The 17,007-nt window shown below is 65.1% G+C and carries 15 protein-coding genes; 8 read left to right on the forward strand and 7 right to left on the reverse strand.

Going from position 1 to position 17,007, the window contains the following annotated elements:
* The first annotated feature begins 3 nt into the window (after window positions 1-3).
* Both CSC74_RS13275 and hemF read left to right on the forward strand, forming a co-directional pair.
* Complete coding sequence (locus tag CSC74_RS13275; RefSeq protein ID WP_162314967.1) at window positions 4-552, forward strand: hypothetical protein; 549 nt, start codon at window positions 4-6, stop codon at window positions 550-552.
* Between the two features lie 156 nt (window positions 553-708).
* Window positions 709-1,626: an oxygen-dependent coproporphyrinogen oxidase gene (gene hemF / locus CSC74_RS13280; protein WP_162314968.1), complete on the forward strand. Its 918-nt coding sequence runs from the start codon at window positions 709-711 to the stop codon at window positions 1,624-1,626.
* A 117-nt stretch (window positions 1,627-1,743) separates the two neighbouring features.
* Here the strand turns inward: hemF and CSC74_RS13285 are convergent, their stop codons facing one another.
* Together CSC74_RS13285 and polA are read right to left on the reverse strand one after the other, a co-directional pair.
* Window positions 1,744-2,235: a DUF421 domain-containing protein gene (locus CSC74_RS13285; RefSeq protein WP_162314969.1), complete on the reverse strand. Its 492-nt coding sequence runs from the start codon at window positions 2,233-2,235 to the stop codon at window positions 1,744-1,746.
* Between the two features lie 388 nt (window positions 2,236-2,623).
* Window positions 2,624-5,395: a DNA polymerase I gene (polA, locus tag CSC74_RS13290; protein ID WP_162314970.1), complete on the reverse strand. Its 2,772-nt coding sequence runs from the start codon at window positions 5,393-5,395 to the stop codon at window positions 2,624-2,626.
* A gap of 200 nt (window positions 5,396-5,595) precedes the next feature.
* Here polA and CSC74_RS13295 point away from each other — a divergent pair, with 200 nt between their 5' ends.
* The gene (locus tag CSC74_RS13295; RefSeq protein WP_162314971.1) at window positions 5,596-5,889 is read left to right on the forward strand and encodes a DUF2782 domain-containing protein; all 294 of its coding nucleotides are present in this window, start codon (window positions 5,596-5,598) and stop codon (window positions 5,887-5,889) included.
* A 110-nt stretch (window positions 5,890-5,999) separates the two neighbouring features.
* Here CSC74_RS13295 and lepB read toward each other — a convergent pair whose 3' ends face one another.
* From lepB to CSC74_RS13315, 4 genes are all read right to left on the reverse strand, one after another.
* Window positions 6,000-6,629, reverse strand: coding sequence for a signal peptidase I (gene lepB / locus CSC74_RS13300; RefSeq protein ID WP_162314972.1), 630 nt, complete (start codon window positions 6,627-6,629; stop codon window positions 6,000-6,002).
* A gap of 78 nt (window positions 6,630-6,707) precedes the next feature.
* Window positions 6,708-7,256 (reverse strand): sugar O-acetyltransferase, encoded by a 549-nt coding sequence (locus CSC74_RS13305; RefSeq protein ID WP_162314973.1) that lies wholly within the window; start codon window positions 7,254-7,256, stop codon window positions 6,708-6,710.
* 136 nt (window positions 7,257-7,392) lie between these two features.
* On the reverse strand, window positions 7,393-9,567 hold the full coding sequence (gene uvrD, locus CSC74_RS13310) for a DNA helicase II (protein WP_162314974.1): 2,175 nt from the start codon (window positions 9,565-9,567) through the stop codon (window positions 7,393-7,395).
* Between the two features lie 9 nt (window positions 9,568-9,576).
* Window positions 9,577-10,209: a TIGR00645 family protein gene (locus tag CSC74_RS13315; RefSeq protein ID WP_162314975.1), complete on the reverse strand. Its 633-nt coding sequence runs from the start codon at window positions 10,207-10,209 to the stop codon at window positions 9,577-9,579.
* 113 nt (window positions 10,210-10,322) lie between these two features.
* Here CSC74_RS13315 and CSC74_RS13320 point away from each other — a divergent pair, with 113 nt between their 5' ends.
* The 3 genes from CSC74_RS13320 (at window position 10,323) to CSC74_RS13330 (ending at window position 14,561) form a co-directional block, all read left to right on the forward strand.
* On the forward strand, window positions 10,323-11,039 hold the full coding sequence (locus CSC74_RS13320; RefSeq protein ID WP_162314976.1) for a glutathione binding-like protein: 717 nt from the start codon (window positions 10,323-10,325) through the stop codon (window positions 11,037-11,039).
* A gap of 150 nt (window positions 11,040-11,189) precedes the next feature.
* A complete protein-coding gene (locus CSC74_RS13325; RefSeq protein ID WP_162314977.1) occupies window positions 11,190-12,515 on the forward strand; it encodes a hypothetical protein in 1,326 nt (441 codons plus the stop codon).
* 255 nt (window positions 12,516-12,770) lie between these two features.
* Window positions 12,771-14,561: a DUF885 domain-containing protein gene (locus tag CSC74_RS13330; RefSeq protein ID WP_162314978.1), complete on the forward strand. Its 1,791-nt coding sequence runs from the start codon at window positions 12,771-12,773 to the stop codon at window positions 14,559-14,561.
* Between the two features lie 116 nt (window positions 14,562-14,677).
* Here CSC74_RS13330 and CSC74_RS13335 read toward each other — a convergent pair whose 3' ends face one another.
* Complete coding sequence (locus CSC74_RS13335) at window positions 14,678-15,106, reverse strand: hypothetical protein (protein WP_162314979.1); 429 nt, start codon at window positions 15,104-15,106, stop codon at window positions 14,678-14,680.
* Between the two features lie 167 nt (window positions 15,107-15,273).
* Here CSC74_RS13335 and CSC74_RS13340 point away from each other — a divergent pair, with 167 nt between their 5' ends.
* On the forward strand, window positions 15,274-15,522 hold the full coding sequence (locus tag CSC74_RS13340; RefSeq protein WP_162314980.1) for a hypothetical protein: 249 nt from the start codon (window positions 15,274-15,276) through the stop codon (window positions 15,520-15,522).
* Between the two features lie 367 nt (window positions 15,523-15,889).
* Window positions 15,890-16,879 carry a porphobilinogen synthase gene (gene hemB, locus CSC74_RS13345; protein WP_162314981.1) on the forward strand — a complete coding sequence of 330 codons (990 nt, stop codon included), beginning with the start codon at window positions 15,890-15,892 and terminating at the stop codon, window positions 16,877-16,879.
* Window positions 16,880-17,007 lie beyond the last annotated feature (128 nt).

A 17,007-nucleotide genomic window follows, 5' to 3' on the forward strand; every position in this document is an offset into this window, starting at 1 on the left:
GCGATGGCGGTGAAGGCGATGCCGCGCTCGGAGTTCGTCACGGTCATGGCCTGGATTTCGCTGGCCCTGGGAATTGCGGGCGTGGCTTCGGGAATCGTGCAGGGCATGATGCTGCTGGCCCTGCCGACCGACCGCATGCTGCACGACTTCCTGGGCGTGATCGCGCCGGAAGCGCAATTGCCTCCGGCAATGTTGTGGGTATTCGGGAATCTCGGCCTGCTGAACTTCCTCTCGCTGCTGTCGTCGGCGTTGTTCGCCGCGGTTTCGTACGGCTTGTTGAAGCGTTTCGAGTGGGGACGCGTGGGCTTCGTGCTGTTCCTGGCCGCGAGCGCGCTGGCCGGCCTGCTCGGCGCCATCGCCTTCGTCCATGTCCTGTCGCTGGCGAGCGGAATGGGCGCCACCGACATCGCGGAGCTCGACCCCGCGTTCCAGAGCCTGCAGTCGGCCATGAAAGTGGCGATGATCGCGGCCGCGCTGCTGGTCGCCATCCTGCATGGGGCCATCATCTGGAAGTTGTACCGACCGGAGATCCGCGCCGAGTTCACCCGCTGAGTCGTGTGGGAGCGGCGTAAGCCGCGAGCTCTTCCCTCCCTATGCTTTGCAGCTGGCGTTAATGAGCCAAAGTCAAAAGCTCGCGGCTTACGCCCCGAAGGAAGTCCCCTTGGGGGACGCCGCTCCCACACTTCTACACGCCGCTAGAATGTGCGCATGAACGAATTCGACCGCGTCCGCGATTACCTCACCGGCCTGCAGGACCGCCTCTGTGCCGCCATCGAAACCGCCGACGGTGGTGCGCATTTCATCGAAGATAACTGGACGCGCGCCGAAGGCGGTGGTGGCCGCACCCGGATCCTCCGCGACGGCGCTGTGTTCGAGCAGGCCGGGATCGGCTTTTCCGATGTCTCCGGCACCAAGCTGCCGCCCTCCGCGTCCGCGCACCGGCCGGAACTGGCCGGCGCCTCATGGCGCGCAGTCGGCGTGTCGCTGGTGTTCCATCCACGCAATCCCTACCTGCCCACCACCCACGCCAACGTGCGCCACTTCCGCGCCGAGCGCGACGGACAGGCCGTGGCCTGGTGGTTCGGCGGCGGCTTCGACCTGACCCCGTTCTATCCGTTCGACGAGGACGTGCTGCACTGGCACCGCACCGCGCGCGACCTGTGCGAGCCATTCGGCGGCGAGGAGCGCTACGACGCGCACAAGCGCTGGTGCGACGACTATTTCTTCCTCAAGCATCGCAATGAGACCCGCGGCGTGGGCGGGCTGTTCTTCGACGACCTGGGTGCGGACTTCGAGCGCGACTTCGCCTACCAGCGCGCGGTCGGCGATGGCTTCCTCGATGCCTACCTGCCGATCGTCGCGCAACGCAAGGACATGGCCTACGGCGAACGCGAGCGCGAGTTCCAGTTGTACCGGCGCGGCCGCTACGTGGAGTTCAACCTGGTCTACGACCGCGGCACCCTGTTCGGCCTGCAAAGTGGCGGCCGTGCCGAATCGATCCTGATGAGCCTGCCGCCACGCGTGCGCTGGGAATACGGCTACGCCCCGGAAGACGGCAGCCCCGAATCGCGGCTGGCCGATTACCTCAAGCCGCGCGACTGGCTGCAGGAGCTCAAGACCCCGTAGGAGCGCCCCTTGGGCGCGATGCTCTTGTGGGAGCGGCTTTCCGCCGCGAGCTCTCCGTCCCGCGTCCGGGATCCCACCGAAGAGCATCGCGGGCAAGGCCCGCTCCTACAGTCGTCGTCATGACCTATCGCGCGTGACCAGGGTGATGTGGCCGTTGGTCTCCAGCACCGCCATGCGGATGTCGTCGAGATCCTCGACCCCGGATTCGCGCATGGCCTTGTCGAAATCCGCGCGGCTGATCAATTCGCGTCGCAACACGTCCTTGTAGACCTTGCCATCGCGCGCCAGCAACACCGGCACGCCTTCCACCAGCGCTTCCATCCTGGCGCTGCGCGCCGAGACCAGCCCGACCAGCCAGTTCAGCAACAGCAAGGTCGCCGCCAGCAGCAGGCCGCCGCCGACCGAGGTGTCCTGCCCCAACAACGCGTTCTGCACCGCATTGCCCAGCAGCACCACCAGCAGCATGTCGAAAGGCGTGAACTGGCCCATGGTGCGTTTGCCGGAGGCGCGGATCAGCAACAGCAGGATGAAGTACACGATGCAGGCGCGCAGCACGAACGCCCACCACGGCATCGCCAGGTCGAACATCCCATCGAATGCATGCGCCATGGTCGGATCCAGAAGAGTTTGGAGAGTGGGTGCGCGCACCTTAGCGCAACGCGCTTGCGGATCCGGAGGAAAAAAGGTTCCGCAAATAAAAAGCCCCACCGACCAGGGGGGGGTCAGCGGGGCCAGGGAACTGGGCCTGGGGAGGGGCCTTCGTTCCAAGATCACTCCAGGGGATGGGAGGGATCCAGTGACAGACCTTGCATCTGTCACGGGCTATATGACCAGACCGGGCATGGATAGTTCGTGAAGATTCCGATTAAAAAAACGTAATGTTTAGGGCGGATTCATTTTATTGAACTGGCCAGTATTGAATTTACAGCGCGCTCCCTCGCACAGGAACCCGCCGTAACCGCCCGCACGCCAACGGAATTGTGCTTGTTTCCGGCACTCAGTGCGCTTCATCCCAGTTGTCGCCGACTCCACTGTCGACCACCAGCGGAACGGAGAGTTGCGCCGCGCCCGACATTCTCGTGGTGACCGCTGGCAGCAGCGTGTCGACGAAATCCTGTTCAGCTTCGAACACCAGTTCATCGTGCACCTGCAGGATCATCAACGCGCTCGAGGCGTGATCCATGAGCCAGGCATCCACCGAAACCATCGCGCGCTTGATGATATCGGCGGCGGTGCCCTGCATCGGCGCATTGATCGCGGCGCGCTCGGCGCCGGCGCGCTGGCCCTGGGTGCCCTTGTTGATGTAGTCGAGATAGAGGCGGCGACCGAACACGGTCTCCACATAGCCCTGCTCGCGCGCCTGCTGGCGGGTCCGTTCCATGAAATCGCGCACGCCCGGATAACGGCTGAAGTACAGCGCGATGTAATCCTGGGCCTCGCCGCGACCGATGCCGAGCTGGCGCGCCAGGCCGAAGGCGCTCATGCCGTACATCAGGCCGAAGTTGATCGCCTTGGCGGCGCGGCGTTCGTTGCCGGTGACTTCGTCGAGCTTGCGGCCGAACACTTCGGCCGCCGTGGCCTTGTGCACGTCCACGCCGGATTCGAAGGCGCGGGTGAGGCCGGGGTCCTCCGACAGGTGGGCCATGATCCGCAGTTCGATCTGCGAATAGTCGCATGCCACGATCTTGCGGCCCGCCGGTGCAACGAAGGCCTTGCGGATGCGGCGGCCGTCGTCGGTGCGGATCGGGATGTTCTGCAGGTTGGGATCGGAGGAAGACAGGCGTCCAGTCGCCGCGCCGGCCTGGTGGTAGCTGGTATGCACGCGGCCGGTGTCGGGATTGACCATTTCCGGCAGCTTGTCGGTATAGGTGCTGCGCAGCTTGGCCAGGCCGCGGTATTCCAGGATCACGCGCGGCAGTTCGTGCTGGTCGGCGATCGCCTCCAGCGCCTCCTCGTTGGTCGAAGGCTGGCCGGAAGGCGTCTTCACCATCACCGGCAGCTTGAGTTCCTCGAACAACAGCGCGCCCAGCTGCTTGGGCGAATCCAGGTTGAAGGTGCGCCCGGCCAGTTCGGTGGCTTTCTGCTGCGCGGCCAGCATGCGCTTGGACAGGTCGGCCGACTGCCGACGCAGCTCGTCGCCGTCGATGCTCACGCCATTGGCCTCGATGCGTTCCAGCACCGGCACCAGCGGCATCTCGATGTCCCGATACACGCTTTGCAGGCCGGGTTCCGCCGCGAGCTTCGGCGACAGCGTGCGATGCAGGCGCAGGGTGATGTCGGCGTCCTCGGCCGCATAGCGGGTGGCATCGTCCAGCGCGACCTGCGAGAACAGGATCTGCTTGGCGCCCTTGCCGGCGACCTGTTCGTACTTGATCGTGTCGTAGCCGAGATAGCGCCTGGCCAGGCTGTCCATGTCGTGGCGGCTGCTGCCCGAGTTCAGCACGAAGCTTTCGAGCATGGTGTCGTCGGCATAGCCGGCGACCTCGACGCCATGGCGGCGCAGCACGTGCAGGTCGTACTTGCCGTGCTGGCCGAGCTTCTTCTTGTTCGCATCGGCGAACAGCGGCGCCAATGCGGCCAGGGTCGCGGTGCGATCCAGTTGCGCGGGCGCGCCGGGATATTCGTGCGCCAGCGGCAGGTACACGGCCTTGCCGGGTTCCACCGCGAAGCTCAGGCCGACCAGATTGGCCTGCATCGGATCCAGGCTGTCGGTTTCGCTGTCGAAGGCGAACTCATCGGCTTTGCGCAGCACGCCGATCAAGGCGTCGAGCTGATCTCCGGTAAGCACGGTTGCGTATTCGCCCGGCGCGGACAACGCGGGATCCAGCGCCACTGCATCGGTCGTGGCGGCAGCGGCGAAACCGGTTCCGCGCGCGCGGCCGGGCTCCTTTTCGGCGACGGGGCCAGAAGATGTCGCTGCCGATCCGCTTTCCAGTTCTTTCAATGCCTGGTTGAAACCATAGCGCTGGTACAGCCGGCGCAGCGCTTCCACGTCGCGCTCGCGCAGGCCCAGGCTTTGCGCGTTGCCGTCGAGCGGGACGTCGACCTTGATCGTCACCAGTTCGCGATTCAGCGGCAGCCGCTCGAGCGCGGCGCGCAGGTTGTCGCCGATCTTGCCCTTGATCTCGCCCGCATGCTCCATCACCCCGTCGAGCGTCGCGTATTCGGCCAGCCATTTGGCCGCGGTCTTGGGCCCGCACTTCTCGACGCCCGGTACGTTGTCGACCGCATCGCCCATCAGCGCGAGCAGGTCGACGATCTGGCCGGGCTTGACCCCGAATTTCTCGAACACCTTTTCGTCCGAATCCAGGCGGCTGCCGCTCATGGTGTTGACCAGCTCCAGGCCCGGGCGCACCAGCTGGGCGAAATCCTTGTCGCTGGTGGAGATGGTCACGTCGATGCCGTCGTCGACCGCCTGCAGCGCCAGCGTGCCGATCACGTCGTCGGCTTCCACGCCATCCACACGGAGGATCGGCATGCCCAGCGCCTGCACGATCTCGCACATCGGCACGACCTGCGCGCGCAGGTCGTCGGGCATCGCCGCGCGGTTGGCCTTGTACAACGGATACAGGTCGTCGCGGAAGGTCTTGCCCGGCGCATCGACCACGAAGGCGAGGTATTCCGGATTCTCCTTCAGCGTCGCGCGCAGCATGTTGACCACACCGAACAACGCGCCGGTAGGCTCTCCCTCCGCATTGGTCAGCGGAGGCAGCGCGTGGAAGGCGCGATACAGATAACTGGAACCGTCGATCAGTACGAGTCTGGGCATGCGCCGATTCTACCCCTCATGCTTTGATCCTCATGCCCAGGAAACTCCTGTTCATCCCTTTCGCCCCCAGAAGTCGGCAGCCGAAGGTCAAGAGCCTACTCGTTCCTCGTTCCTCACTCCTCTCACCCTCTCACCCTCTCACCCACACTTAGCGCGCCCGGCGCATAATCCGCATCCGATACCGACCGCGAGGAATGGTCATGAAAGCCTTGTTGATCGTCCCCCTGCTGGCGCTCGCCGGTTGCGCCGCGATGGGCTCGTCACGCAACGATCCGGCAGTGGACCTGGCCGATGCGCAGGTCGCCGTGCGCACCGAAGCCAATGGCGACGTGATCGAGGAATATCGCGTCGGCGGACTACTGCGCATGGTCAAGGTCACGCCTGCGCGCGGGCCGGCCTATTACCTGATGGACGAGAACGGCGACGGCCGCCTGGACAAGAGCAAGGGCGAAGGCCCGGTTTCCCCGGTGTACTGGAAGCTCTACGGATGGTGAACGGCGCGATCGGCCCGGGCTGATTCCAGCACGTGGCGTAGGGCGGGCCATGGCCCACCTTGCGAGATTCCGAAATACCCCGAGGGTGGGCCAAGGCCCACCCTGCGCTGTTACAGCTTTTTCCAGCCAAGCCCTTCGCCACGCCGGTAATAGACCGCCAGCGCGCGTCCATACAGCCCGCTTGCCGGTACGAAACCGAAGAACCGGCCATCGTGGCTGTTGCCACGCGCATCGCCCAGCATCAGCACCTGGCCTGCCGGCACCGTGATCGCATGCAGGTCCGGACCTCCGCCGTAGGCGAGATTGAGGCGCGCGCGATGCTGCTCGAACAGTTCGGTATCCGCCTGGTCCAGCGCCTGCATCGCCACGCCGTTGATGCTCAGCCGGCCTTCGACCAGGTCCACTTCGTCGCCGGCCACCGCCGCCACGCGCTTGATCAGGCGCACGCCGTCCTCCGGCGAATCGAAGATCGCGATATCCCCGCGCTCGGGCTTGCCGGTCGCCAGTAGCTGCACGTCGGTGAACGGCAGGCGCACGCCGTAGGCGCGCATGTCTACCGCCACCCGGTCGCCGACCTCCAGGGTGTGCTCCATCGAACCCGACGGCACGTAGTAATGATTGGCGAAGGAATCGCGCGCCGCGGCGAGCAGCAGCAGCATCAACAGCAGTTGCGGCAGTTCGGACCTCAGCCAGCGGGCAACCGGCTTGCGGCCTGGCGACGGCGTGGCGGTGGCATTCATGGCATGTCCGGTGGGGGCTACGTCAGTGAATGTCCGCCATCGGCGGCCTGCGGGGCATGTGCCATGGGTAATAGCGGCTCAGCGGATCCGCGCGGGATTGCCCGCCACTGTCGCGGCCGCCGGCACATCGCGGGTCACCACGCTGCCGGCGCCGATCAGGGCGTCGTCGCCGATGCTCACGCCGGGCAGGATGATCGCGCCGCCGCCGATCCAGACGTTGCGGCCGATGCGCACCGGCTTTCCGGATTCGAGGCCGGTGCTGCGCAGCTGCGGATCGCGCGGATGGTCGGCGGTGTAGATCTGCACGGCCGGGCCGATCTGGGTGCCGTCGCCTATCGCCACTTCCACCACATCCAGGATCACGCAATCGAAGTTGAGGAAGACACCGGCGCCGAGATGGATGTTGTAGCCATAGTCGCAATGGAACGGTGGCCGGATCACCGCGCCAGCGCCTACGCTGCCGAAGCGCTCGCGCAGCAATACATGGCGCGCTTCATTGCCGTGGTCGATCGCCGCGTTGTAACGCGCCAGCCAGGCCATGCTGGCGGCCTGATCGGCCTGGATCTCCGGCGAATCGGCGCGATACAGCTCGCCGGCCAGCATCTTTTCCTTTTCCGTCCTGCTCATGTGCGTTTCCTGCCCTGCGCCCGTTCGACGGGTATCGGACCACCTGCAGGTTGGCGTAGGCCGGCACCAGCCGCGCCGCGATCGAACCAAGGCGCCCTTTTCTCCAACGCTGCGCACCGCACGGAAGTCCATCCGCTCATGCGGAAGAGAGATTCGCATAGGCGAGAACCAGCCATTTACTCCCAACCTCGTCGAAGTTCACCTGCACGCGCGCATGGGCGCCGTTGCCTTCGTAGTCGGTGACCACGCCCTGGCCGAACTTGGGATGCATGACATTGGCGCCGAGCCTGAGCGGCGGCGCCTCGATGGCGGCGTGGCCGGGGTTGCGCGACGGACCCGATGAATACGTGCGCGACACCTGCACCTTGGGCCGCACTTCATTGAGCAGGTGCGGCGGGATCTCGCGCAGGAAGCGCGAGGGAATGCCGTACATGTCCTGGCCGTGGATGCGCCGGGTCTCGGCGTAACTCAGCATCAGTTTCTGCCGCGCACGGGTGATGCCCACGTAGGCCAGGCGCCGCTCCTCTTCCAGGCGTCCGCTTTCGTCCAGCGACTTGCCGCTGGGGAATAGGCCTTCCTCGAGACCGCCGAGGAACACCAGCGGGAATTCCAGGCCCTTGGCCGAATGCAGGGTCATCAACTGCACCCCGTCCTCGCCGGCCTGGGCCTGGCCTTCGCCGGCCTCGAGCGAAGCATAGGATAGGAACGCGACCAGTTCGCTCATCCCCTCGGTCTCTTCCTCGTCGCGGCGCACGAAGCGCGAGGCCACGGATACCAGTTCGTCGAGGTTATCAGTGCGCGAGTCCTGCTGGCCCTTGCTTTCGTTGAGGTAGAACTCGCGCAGGCCCGAGCGCATCAGCACGTGGTCGATCTTGTCCTTGAGGTCCAACGTGGCGGCTTCGACCGACAACGCCTCGACCAGGGCGATGAACCCGGCCAGCGCGTTGCGCGCGCGGCCGGCGAGTTCGTTGCCGATGGAGAGCTCGCGCGCCGATTCGAACAGCGATTGCGACAGCGAACGCGCGCGCTTGCGCACTTCGTCCAGGGTGCGGTCGCCGATGCCGCGCGTGGGCGTGTTGACCGCGCGCTCGAACGCCGCGTCGTCGGCGCGGTTGGTGATCATGCGCAGGTAGGCCAGGGTGTCCTTGATCTCGGCGCGCTCGAAGAAGCGCATGCCGCCGTAGACGCGGTACGGCACCTGTTCGGCCAGCAGGACTTCTTCGAAGGCGCGCGACTGGGCGTTGCTGCGGTACAGGACGGCGGCCTCGCTGTAACTGCCGCCGTCGCGCACCCATTGGCGGATGCGCTCGACCACGTAGCGCGCTTCGTCGACTTCGTTGTAGGCCGCGTACAGGTCGATGGTTTCGCCATCGCCGGTGTCGGTCCACAGCTGCTTGCCGATGCGGTCCGGGTTGTGCGCGATCACCGCATTGGCGGCATTGAGGATGTTGGCGCTGGAACGGTAATTCTGTTCCAGGCGGATGGTCTGCGCGCCGGGGAAGTCCTTGAGGAAACGCTGCACGTTCTCCACTTTCGCGCCGCGCCAGCCATAAATGGCCTGGTCGTCGTCGCCGACCACGAACACGTGGCCGCTGTCGCCCGCCAGCAATCGAACGAATCCGTACTGGATGGAGTTGGTGTCCTGGAATTCGTCGACCAGGATTTCGCGGAAGCGCGAACGGTAATGGTTGAGCAACGCCGGGTTGTCGCGCAGCACTTCATGCGCGCGCAGCAGCAGTTCGGCGAAATCCACCAGTCCGGCGCGGTCGCAACGCTCCTGGTACAGCGCGTAGGCGCGGCGCAGGGTATCGGTCCATTGATCGTCGCCGGGCTGGATGTGTTGCGCGCGGCGGCCTTCGTCCTTCTGCGCATTGATCCACCAGGCGATCTGCCGCGGCGGGAAGCGCGCCTCATCCAGTTCCATCTGCTGCACGACGCGCTTGGCCAGGCGCAGCTGGTCGTCGGAATCCAGCACCTGGAAGCTTTCGGGCAGTTTCGCTTCCTGCCAGTGCAGGCGCAGCAGGCGATGGGCGAGGCCGTGGAAGGTGCCGATCCACATGCCGCGGCTGCCGTTGCGCAACTGCGCATCGGCGCGGTGGCGCATCTCGCCGGCGGCCTTGTTGGTGAAGGTCACGGCGAAGATGCCGTGCACCGGCACGCCATGCACTTCGTTGAGCCAGGCGATGCGATGGGTGAGCACGCGGGTCTTGCCCGAACCGGCGCCGGCGAGCACGAGGTAATGCCCGGGCGCGGCGGAAACGGCTTCGCGCTGCGCCGGGTTCAGGTCATCGAGTAGGTGGGAGACATCCACTACGTGAGTTTAATGCGCAGCGGCCTTGGCCTTGTGATTGTCGTTCTGCATCAGTTTGTCGGTCCAGGCGATGCCGATGGCCGAAAGGATGAAGACCGTGTGGATGATCGTCTGCCAAAGCACGCCGATTTGCGTGACTGTCGTACAGGTTTTCAGCTTCGACTGCGCGGCACTGGCCATCTCGGCCGCCGCGAAGGCGTCGGCGGTACCGCAAAAAGGAAGCTCGCCCAATCCGCCCACCTCGATGAAGGTCTTGAGCAAGTGGATGGAGGAGATACCGATAATGGCCATCGCCAGCTTCACCTTGAGGACTGAAGCGTTGACGTGGCTCAGCCATTCCGGCTGGTCGGGGTGGTTTTCCAGACGCAGACGCGAGACGAAGGTCTCATAGCCACCCACGATCACCATCATCAGCAGGTTCGAGATCATCACCACATCGATCAGACCCAGCACCAGCAGCATGATGTCCTGCTCGCTCAGGCTGATGGCGCCATGGACCAGGTGCCACAACTCCTTGATGAACAGCACCACGTACACGCCCTGGGCTACGATCAGGCCGAGGTAAAGCGGCAACTGCAGCCAGCGCGAGCTGAAGATCAGGGCAGGCAGGGGGCCAAGGCTTACGGGTTGCTTCTGTTGCATGGGATCGGAATGCTGCGTTGCGGGAATGCGGCAGGTTACCGGCCGAGCGTGACGCTGCCAAGCACGAATCGCGGGCTAAACTCGCAATCCCCACGCCGCAACGAGTATGGAACATGATCGACCTGCACTACTGGCCCACCCCCAACGGCCACAAGATCACCCTGCTGCTGGAAGAGCTGGTCGATGCCGGCCATGCGCTGGAATACGCGGTCAAACCGGTGAACATCGGCGCCGGCGACCAGTTCAAGCCGGAATACCTGGCCATTTCCCCCAACAACAAGATGCCGGCCATCGTCGACCATGCGCCAGCCGATGGCGGTGCGCCGGTCAGCGTGTTCGAGTCCGGCGCGATCCTGCAGTACCTGGCCGAGAAGACCGGCCTGTTCCTGCCCGAGGATCTTCGCGGACGCACCGCGACCCTGGAATGGCTGTACTGGCAGATGGGCGGACTGGGCCCGATGACCGGCCAGCGCGGCCATTTCCACGTCTATGCGCCGGAAAAGATTCCGTACGCGATGGACCGCTACGACCGCGAGGTCGCCCGCCTGCACGGCGTGCTGGACAAGCGCCTGGCCGACAACGCGTTCATCGCCGGCGACGGATACAGCATCGCCGACATGGCCAGCTATCCATGGATCGACGCTTACGCCGGCCTGCCGCCGGATTTCGACGCCTTCCCGAACATGAAGCGCTGGTACGACGCCATCGCCGCACGGCCTGCGACCGCGCGCGCCTATGCGTGGGGGGAGAAAGTGAATCCGGATGCGGGCAAACCGATGAGCGACGAGGAACGCAAGCATCTGTTCGGCCAGGGAACGCAGAATCGATGACTTCGTCATTCCAGCGAACGCTGGAGGTGCTTTTCTACAGCCGCATGGCTGGTCATCCAGTTTGATCTTGGTCTTCCGGCATTTCGCGAAGATCAACATGGATCCCGGCGTACGCCGGGATGACGAAACAGAATCCAACCGGGAAACGCCATGCGCCACCTGATCCTCTCCCTGTTGCTCACCCCCCTCATCGCCTGCGCGACTCCACCCATGCCCCCTCACGCACCCGTCGAAACAGCCAGCGCCGCCCTGGGCGGCATCGCCGAAGCGTATGTCCACCTGACCCTCGAGGCAGGCGAGCACGAACCAGGCTATGTCGACGCCTACTACGGTCCGGCGACATGGGCGGAACAGGCGAAAGCGGAAAAACGTTCCTTGCCGGACCTGCGCGCAGCGACCGACGGACTCATCCAGCGCGCGCAAGCGATCGACACCGGTTCGCTCACCGCCCTTGAAATCCGCCGGAAGAAACTCCTCGTCGCCCAGCTGACCGCCGCCGCGACCCGCATGGCGATGATGGCGGGCGAGAAGCCGGCTTTCGATGACGAGGCCGAAGGCCTGTATGCATTGCGCCCCGTGCTGAAGCCGCTGGACGATTACGATCCGGCGCTGCAGCGACTCGAAGCGGTTTTCCCCGGCGATGGCCCGCTATGGCAGCGCGTCGATACGTTCGCCAGCACCACCGCGATCGCGCACGACAGGCTGGAGCAGGTGATGCATGCCTCGATCGACGAGTGCAAGCGCCGCACCCTGGCGCACATCGCCCTGCCCGCCGACGAGAAATTCACCCTGGAACTGGTCACCGGCCAGCCCTGGTCCGGCTACAACTGGTACAAGGGCGATGCGACCAGCGTGATCCAGATCAACACCGATCTGCCGGTGCTGATGAGCCGCGCGGTCGACCTGGGTTGCCACGAAGGCTATCCGGGACACCACGTGCTGAACATGCTGCTGGAGCAACGCCTGTACCGGCAGCGCGGCTGGATCGAGTTCACCGTGTATCCGCTGTACAGCCCGATGTCGCTGATCGCCGAGGGTTCGGCCAATTTCGGCATCGAACTGGCCTTCCCCGGCGAAGAGAAACTGGCGTTCGAACGCGACGTGCTGTATCCGCTGGCCGGACTGGATCCCGAACTGGCCGCACGCGATGCGCAACTGCAGCAGGCTCGCGCCGAACTGGCCGGCGCACGACTCAGCATCGCCCGCGACTACCTGGACGGCCGCATCGACCGCGCCGAGGCGGTGCGGCTGGCGCAGAAGTACCAGCTGATGTCGCCGCAGCGCGCGGAACAATCCATCGCCTTCGTCGACAGGTATCGCAGCTACGTCATCAACTACGGGCTGGGCCAGGACCTGGTTCGCGCACATGTGGATGCCGCCGGCAAAACGCCGGAAGCGCGGTGGACGGCCATGGAGCGGATCCTTTCGGAGCCGACGATTCCGGGGGATTTGTTGCCTGGGTCGGGCAACAAATAGTCTGATTCAAGAAAGGTGAAGCCGCGACGCTTCCCTTCTCCCGCCGGGAGAAGGTGGCGCGCAGCGACGGATAAGGGAAGGAGCCACCAGTTGCGAAATGCTTTCCATGGATCGGAATTCTCCCTCCCTCATCCGCCCTTCGGGCACCTTCTCCCGGAGGGAGAAGGGAAATCACTAGCGTGACCTCCGGCGCATTGCCCGCCTGCCGCCGAACGCGTAGGGTCGGCGATCCTCCTTTCCGCTGGAACCTCGCCGATGAAGCCACTCGTCCTCGCCATCGCCCTGGCGCTGTCCGCACCGCTGCCCGTCTTCGCACAAACTGCGGCCCCCACCGCACAGGCCAAGCCTGCCGCAGCACCTGCCTGGGTGGAAGCCAGCAATCGCAATGCGCAGATCCTGCTCGCCGCGCAGGCGCCGTTCCAGCCGGAATACGCCAGCTTCTTCGGCATTCCCGGTTACGACGACCAGGTCGCCGACCTGGGCCCGGACAACGGCAAGCGCTATCGCGACGCGACCGCCAAGGCCAGGGCCGAGTTGCAGGCCAAACTGCAGTCGGAGCGCGACGCCAACGTCCGCCAGGACCTGGAGATCATGATCAAGGCCGCCGACGAGAACATCGAAGGCAGCACGCTCAACGAGAAATACCTGCTGCCGTGGAGCGACGCGCCGCAGATGGTGTTCAACGGCCTCAACGGCCTGCTTTCGGATCAGACCCCGGCGGAGCGACGCGCCAAGGCGCTGGACCGGCTGAAGCGCTATGTCGGCCTTGCTCCCGGCAGCACCGCGATCACCACGCTCGCGCGGCAACGCTATGAAGAGAAGCTGTCCGACACGGCCTTGTTGCAGCCGACCAAACTGGAAGTCGAGCGCGCGGTCGGCAATGTGGATACCTATGTGTCGGGCGTGCGCGACCTGTTCGCCAAGTACAGGATCGACGGCGCCGAGGAAGCGCTGGACACGATGGAGAAGCAGCTCAAGGACTACAACGAATGGACCCGCAGCGAGGTCCTGCCGAAGGCGCGCACCGACACCCGCCTGCCGCCGGAGCTCTACGCCTACCAGCTCAAGCAGTACGGCATCGATATCGATCCGGCCTTGCTGATGCAGCGCGCGCAACTCGAATTCATGGAAACCCGCGCGGTGATGCAGCAATTGGCGCCGTTGGTGGCCAAGGCCAAGGGCATCGACGCCAGCGACTACCGCGACGTGATCAAGGCGCTGAAGAAGAACAGCATCGCCAACGACCAGCTGGAAACCTACTACCGCGGCATCATCGACCGGATCGATCCGATCATCCGCAACGAGAAGATCGTCGACGTGCCCAACCGGCCGATGCAGATGCGCCTGGGTTCGCCGGCCGAAAGCGCCGCGCAACCGGCGCCGCATTTCCTGCCGGCGCCGCTGGTCGGCAACACCGGCCAGCAGGGCACGTTCGTGCTGCCGCTGGGCAACCCGGACAAGGACGGAAAGGGCAAGAACTACGACGACTTCAATTTCGACTCGGTGGCGTGGACGCTGTCGGCGCACGAAGGACGCCCGGGCCATGAGCTGCAGTTCACCGCGATGGTCGAACGCGGCATCTCGCTGGCGCGCAGCATGTTCGCGTTCAATTCGGTCAACGTGGAAGGCTGGGCGTTGTATGCCGAAGCCGAGATGGTGCCGTACGAGCCGCTGGACGGGCAGTTGATCGCGCTGCAGTTCCGCCTGATGCGCGCGGCGCGTGCGGTGCTCGATCCCAGCCTCAACCTGGGCCTGATCGATCGCGAACGCGCGCGCCAGGTGCTGGAGGAAGACGTGGGCCTGTCCGAACCGATGGCGCGCCAGGAACTGGATCGCTACACCTTCAACGCGCCCGGACAGGCCGGCAGTTATTTCTACGGCTATACCCGGATCATGGAACTGCGCCTGCAGACCGAACTGGCGCTGGGCAAACAGTTCGACCGCAAGGCCTTCAATAATTTCCTGCTCGACCAGGGCCTGCTGCCGCCGGACCAGCTGGCCAAGGCGGTGAGGGAAACCTTCATTCCCGCGCAGCGGCGCAAGTAAGTAGGGAACGGCTTTTGTGGGAGCGGCGTAAGCCGCGAGCTCTTCAGGCACTCAAACGACCATCAAGAGCTCGCGGCTTACGCCGCTCCCACAATGTCGCTCCCACAGAAGCCGACCTAAGGTTGCGCCGGTTCCGCCCCCGGCGGCACGTAGATCGCTACGCCAGCCGCTTTCTTCTGCGTGGTCGGGATGCCGATGCCGACGCCGCCTGCGCTATGGCGTCCATAACTGCCGGCGCCGACCGACATGCCGACCGGCGAACCGCTGGAACCCACGCCCATCAGGATCACGCCGTTGGCGCCCAGCGCCGCGGCTTCGCGCTTGAGCCGGGCGACGGCGGCATCGGTCTGGCCCTGGGTGCCGAAGCCGACCGCGCTGGAGGATTCGAGCTGGGCGATTTCCACCGAGCCCGGCGGCGGCGTGGTGTAGATGCGGACCTGGGCCGGATCGACCGGCGGGCGCGCCTGCCCGAGCATGACCTTGGAGGTGCCGGCGCAGGCCGTCAGGGCGAGGACGAAGAGGACGAGTGCGGGACGAAGGCTCATGGCGGTGCTCCCTGGAACAGGGACCAGATGATCGGTCCGAGGGACTGAATGCTCGCACACCCGTTGCCCGCCTGGCGGTGACGGCGTCCGTATTCCATGACCATCGGGTCTCGGGGCCACGGCGGTCGGGGGTTATAGTCGACCCCATTCAACCAAGGAGCAAACTCATGGGCCTGATCAGTGTGTTGTGGGGCGTAGTGGCCATGATCTGGATGGTGCTGGCGCTGATTCCGCTACTGGGCTGGGGCAACTGGTTCCTGATTCCGTTCGCCGCGGTCGGCGCGGTCATCGCCGCCATCGGCATCCTGTTCACTTCCAGCGCCAAGACCGGGCGTGCCAAGGCCGGCCTGCTGCTCAATGGCATCGTCATCGTGGTCGCCATCGTGCGCCTGGGCATCGGCGGCGGGATAGTTTGATCCGCGTGTGGGAGCGGCTTCCAGCCGCGAGCTCCTGCTCTTGTCTGGCCCGGAAATCATCTTGCCGGAGCGAATCGAAGCTTCCGTAGGAGCGACGTGAGTCGCGAAATGTCGGCGAATTAAACATCCAATCCGGCAGGGTCTCCTTCGCGACTCACGTCGCTCCTACGCGTTGGTAGACGCTTCCCTTCTCCCACCGGAAGAAGGTGGCGCGCAGCGACGGATGAGGGAAGGAGAATAAGTAACCCAGTAATTTCAGCAGAATCTGATAGCTCACTCCCTCATCCGCCCTTCGGGCACCTTCTCCCGGAGGGAGAAGGGAAAAGCGCGCAGGCGTATCATTCGCGCATAGATTCGAGGAGTTCCCATGGCCTATCCCTACACCCGCCCGCGGCGCATGCGCCGCGACGATTTCTCCCGCCGCCTGATGCGCGAGCACGTGCTGACCGCCAACGACCTGATCTATCCGGTGTTCGTGCATGAGCTGTCCGGCCGCGAAGCGGTGCCTTCGATGCCCGGCGTGGAGCGCCTGTCGATAGACGAGTTGCTGAAGGTCGCGGAACAAGCGGTCGAGTTGCGCGTGCCGGCCATCGCCCTGTTCCCGGTCACCGCCCCTGAAGCCAAGTCGTTGGATGCCGCGGCGGCCTGGGACGACGACGGCCTGGCCCAGCGCGCGGTGCGTGCGCTCAAAGCACGCTTCCCCGAGCTGGGCGTGATCACCGACGTGGCCCTGGACCCGTTCACCACCCACGGCCAGGACGGCATCATCGACGACAGCGGCTACGTGATGAACGACATCACCGTCGAAGCCCTGGTCAAGCAGGCGCTGTCGCACGCGCGCGCCGGCGTGGACATCGTCGCCCCCAGCGACATGATGGACGGACGCATCGGCGCGATCCGCGAGGCGCTGGAAAGCGACGGCCACGTGCATACGAAGATCATGGCCTACTCGGCGAAATACGCTTCGGCATTCTACGGTCCGTTCCGCGACGCGGTCGGCAGCGCCGGCAATCTCGGCAAGAGCAACAAGTACAACTACCAGATGGACCCGGCCAATTCCGACGAGGCGCTGCACGAAGTGGCGCTGGACATCGACGAAGGCGCGGACATGGTCATGGTCAAACCGGGCATGCCGTACCTGGACGTGGTGCGAAGGGTGAAGGACGAGTTCGGTGTGCCGACCTTCGCCTACCAGGTCAGCGGCGAGTACGCGATGCTCAAGGCCGCGTTCAACAATGGCTGGCTGGACGAACGCGCCTGCGTGCTGGAAGCGCTGACCGCATTCAAGCGCGCCGGCGCCGACGGCGTGCTGACCTATTTCGCCCTCGACGCAGCCCGCTGGCTCCGCGAACCCTGACCTGTAGGAGCGGGCCTTGCCCGCGATGCTTCCGCCTTTGCCTTGTCCCCCAAGGAGACTTCCTTCGGTGCGTAGAGCCGAGCTTGCTCGGCTGCTTTCCGCGAAGATCAAGAGCAGCGATCAAGAGC

Source organism: Pseudoxanthomonas yeongjuensis, from assembly GCF_010093345.1.
GTDB lineage: Bacteria > Pseudomonadota > Gammaproteobacteria > Xanthomonadales > Xanthomonadaceae > Pseudoxanthomonas_A > Pseudoxanthomonas_A yeongjuensis.

Excerpts from the sequence above, each read along its gene's own strand:
- lepB (WP_162314972.1), bottom strand. The coding sequence starts at position 6,629 with ATGAATGCCACCGCCACGCCGTCGCCAGGCCGCAAGCCGGTTGCCCGC.
- hemF (WP_162314968.1), top strand. The coding sequence starts at position 709 with ATGAACGAATTCGACCGCGTCCGCGATTACCTCACCGGCCTGCAGGAC.
- hemB (WP_162314981.1), top strand. The coding sequence starts at position 15,890 with ATGGCCTATCCCTACACCCGCCCGCGGCGCATGCGCCGCGACGATTTC.
- CSC74_RS13325 (WP_162314977.1), top strand. The coding sequence starts at position 11,190 with ATGCGCCACCTGATCCTCTCCCTGTTGCTCACCCCCCTCATCGCCTGC.
- CSC74_RS13320 (WP_162314976.1), top strand. The coding sequence starts at position 10,323 with ATGATCGACCTGCACTACTGGCCCACCCCCAACGGCCACAAGATCACC.
- CSC74_RS13305 (WP_162314973.1), bottom strand. The coding sequence starts at position 7,256 with ATGAGCAGGACGGAAAAGGAAAAGATGCTGGCCGGCGAGCTGTATCGC.
- CSC74_RS13330 (WP_162314978.1), top strand. The coding sequence starts at position 12,771 with ATGAAGCCACTCGTCCTCGCCATCGCCCTGGCGCTGTCCGCACCGCTG.
- CSC74_RS13295 (WP_162314971.1), top strand. The coding sequence starts at position 5,596 with ATGAAAGCCTTGTTGATCGTCCCCCTGCTGGCGCTCGCCGGTTGCGCC.
- CSC74_RS13335 (WP_162314979.1), bottom strand. The coding sequence starts at position 15,106 with ATGAGCCTTCGTCCCGCACTCGTCCTCTTCGTCCTCGCCCTGACGGCC.
- CSC74_RS13275 (WP_162314967.1), top strand. The coding sequence starts at position 4 with ATGGCGGTGAAGGCGATGCCGCGCTCGGAGTTCGTCACGGTCATGGCC.
- CSC74_RS13340 (WP_162314980.1), top strand. The coding sequence starts at position 15,274 with ATGGGCCTGATCAGTGTGTTGTGGGGCGTAGTGGCCATGATCTGGATG.
- polA (WP_162314970.1), bottom strand. The coding sequence starts at position 5,395 with ATGCCCAGACTCGTACTGATCGACGGTTCCAGTTATCTGTATCGCGCC.
- CSC74_RS13285 (WP_162314969.1), bottom strand. The coding sequence starts at position 2,235 with ATGGCGCATGCATTCGATGGGATGTTCGACCTGGCGATGCCGTGGTGG.
- CSC74_RS13315 (WP_162314975.1), bottom strand. The coding sequence starts at position 10,209 with ATGCAACAGAAGCAACCCGTAAGCCTTGGCCCCCTGCCTGCCCTGATC.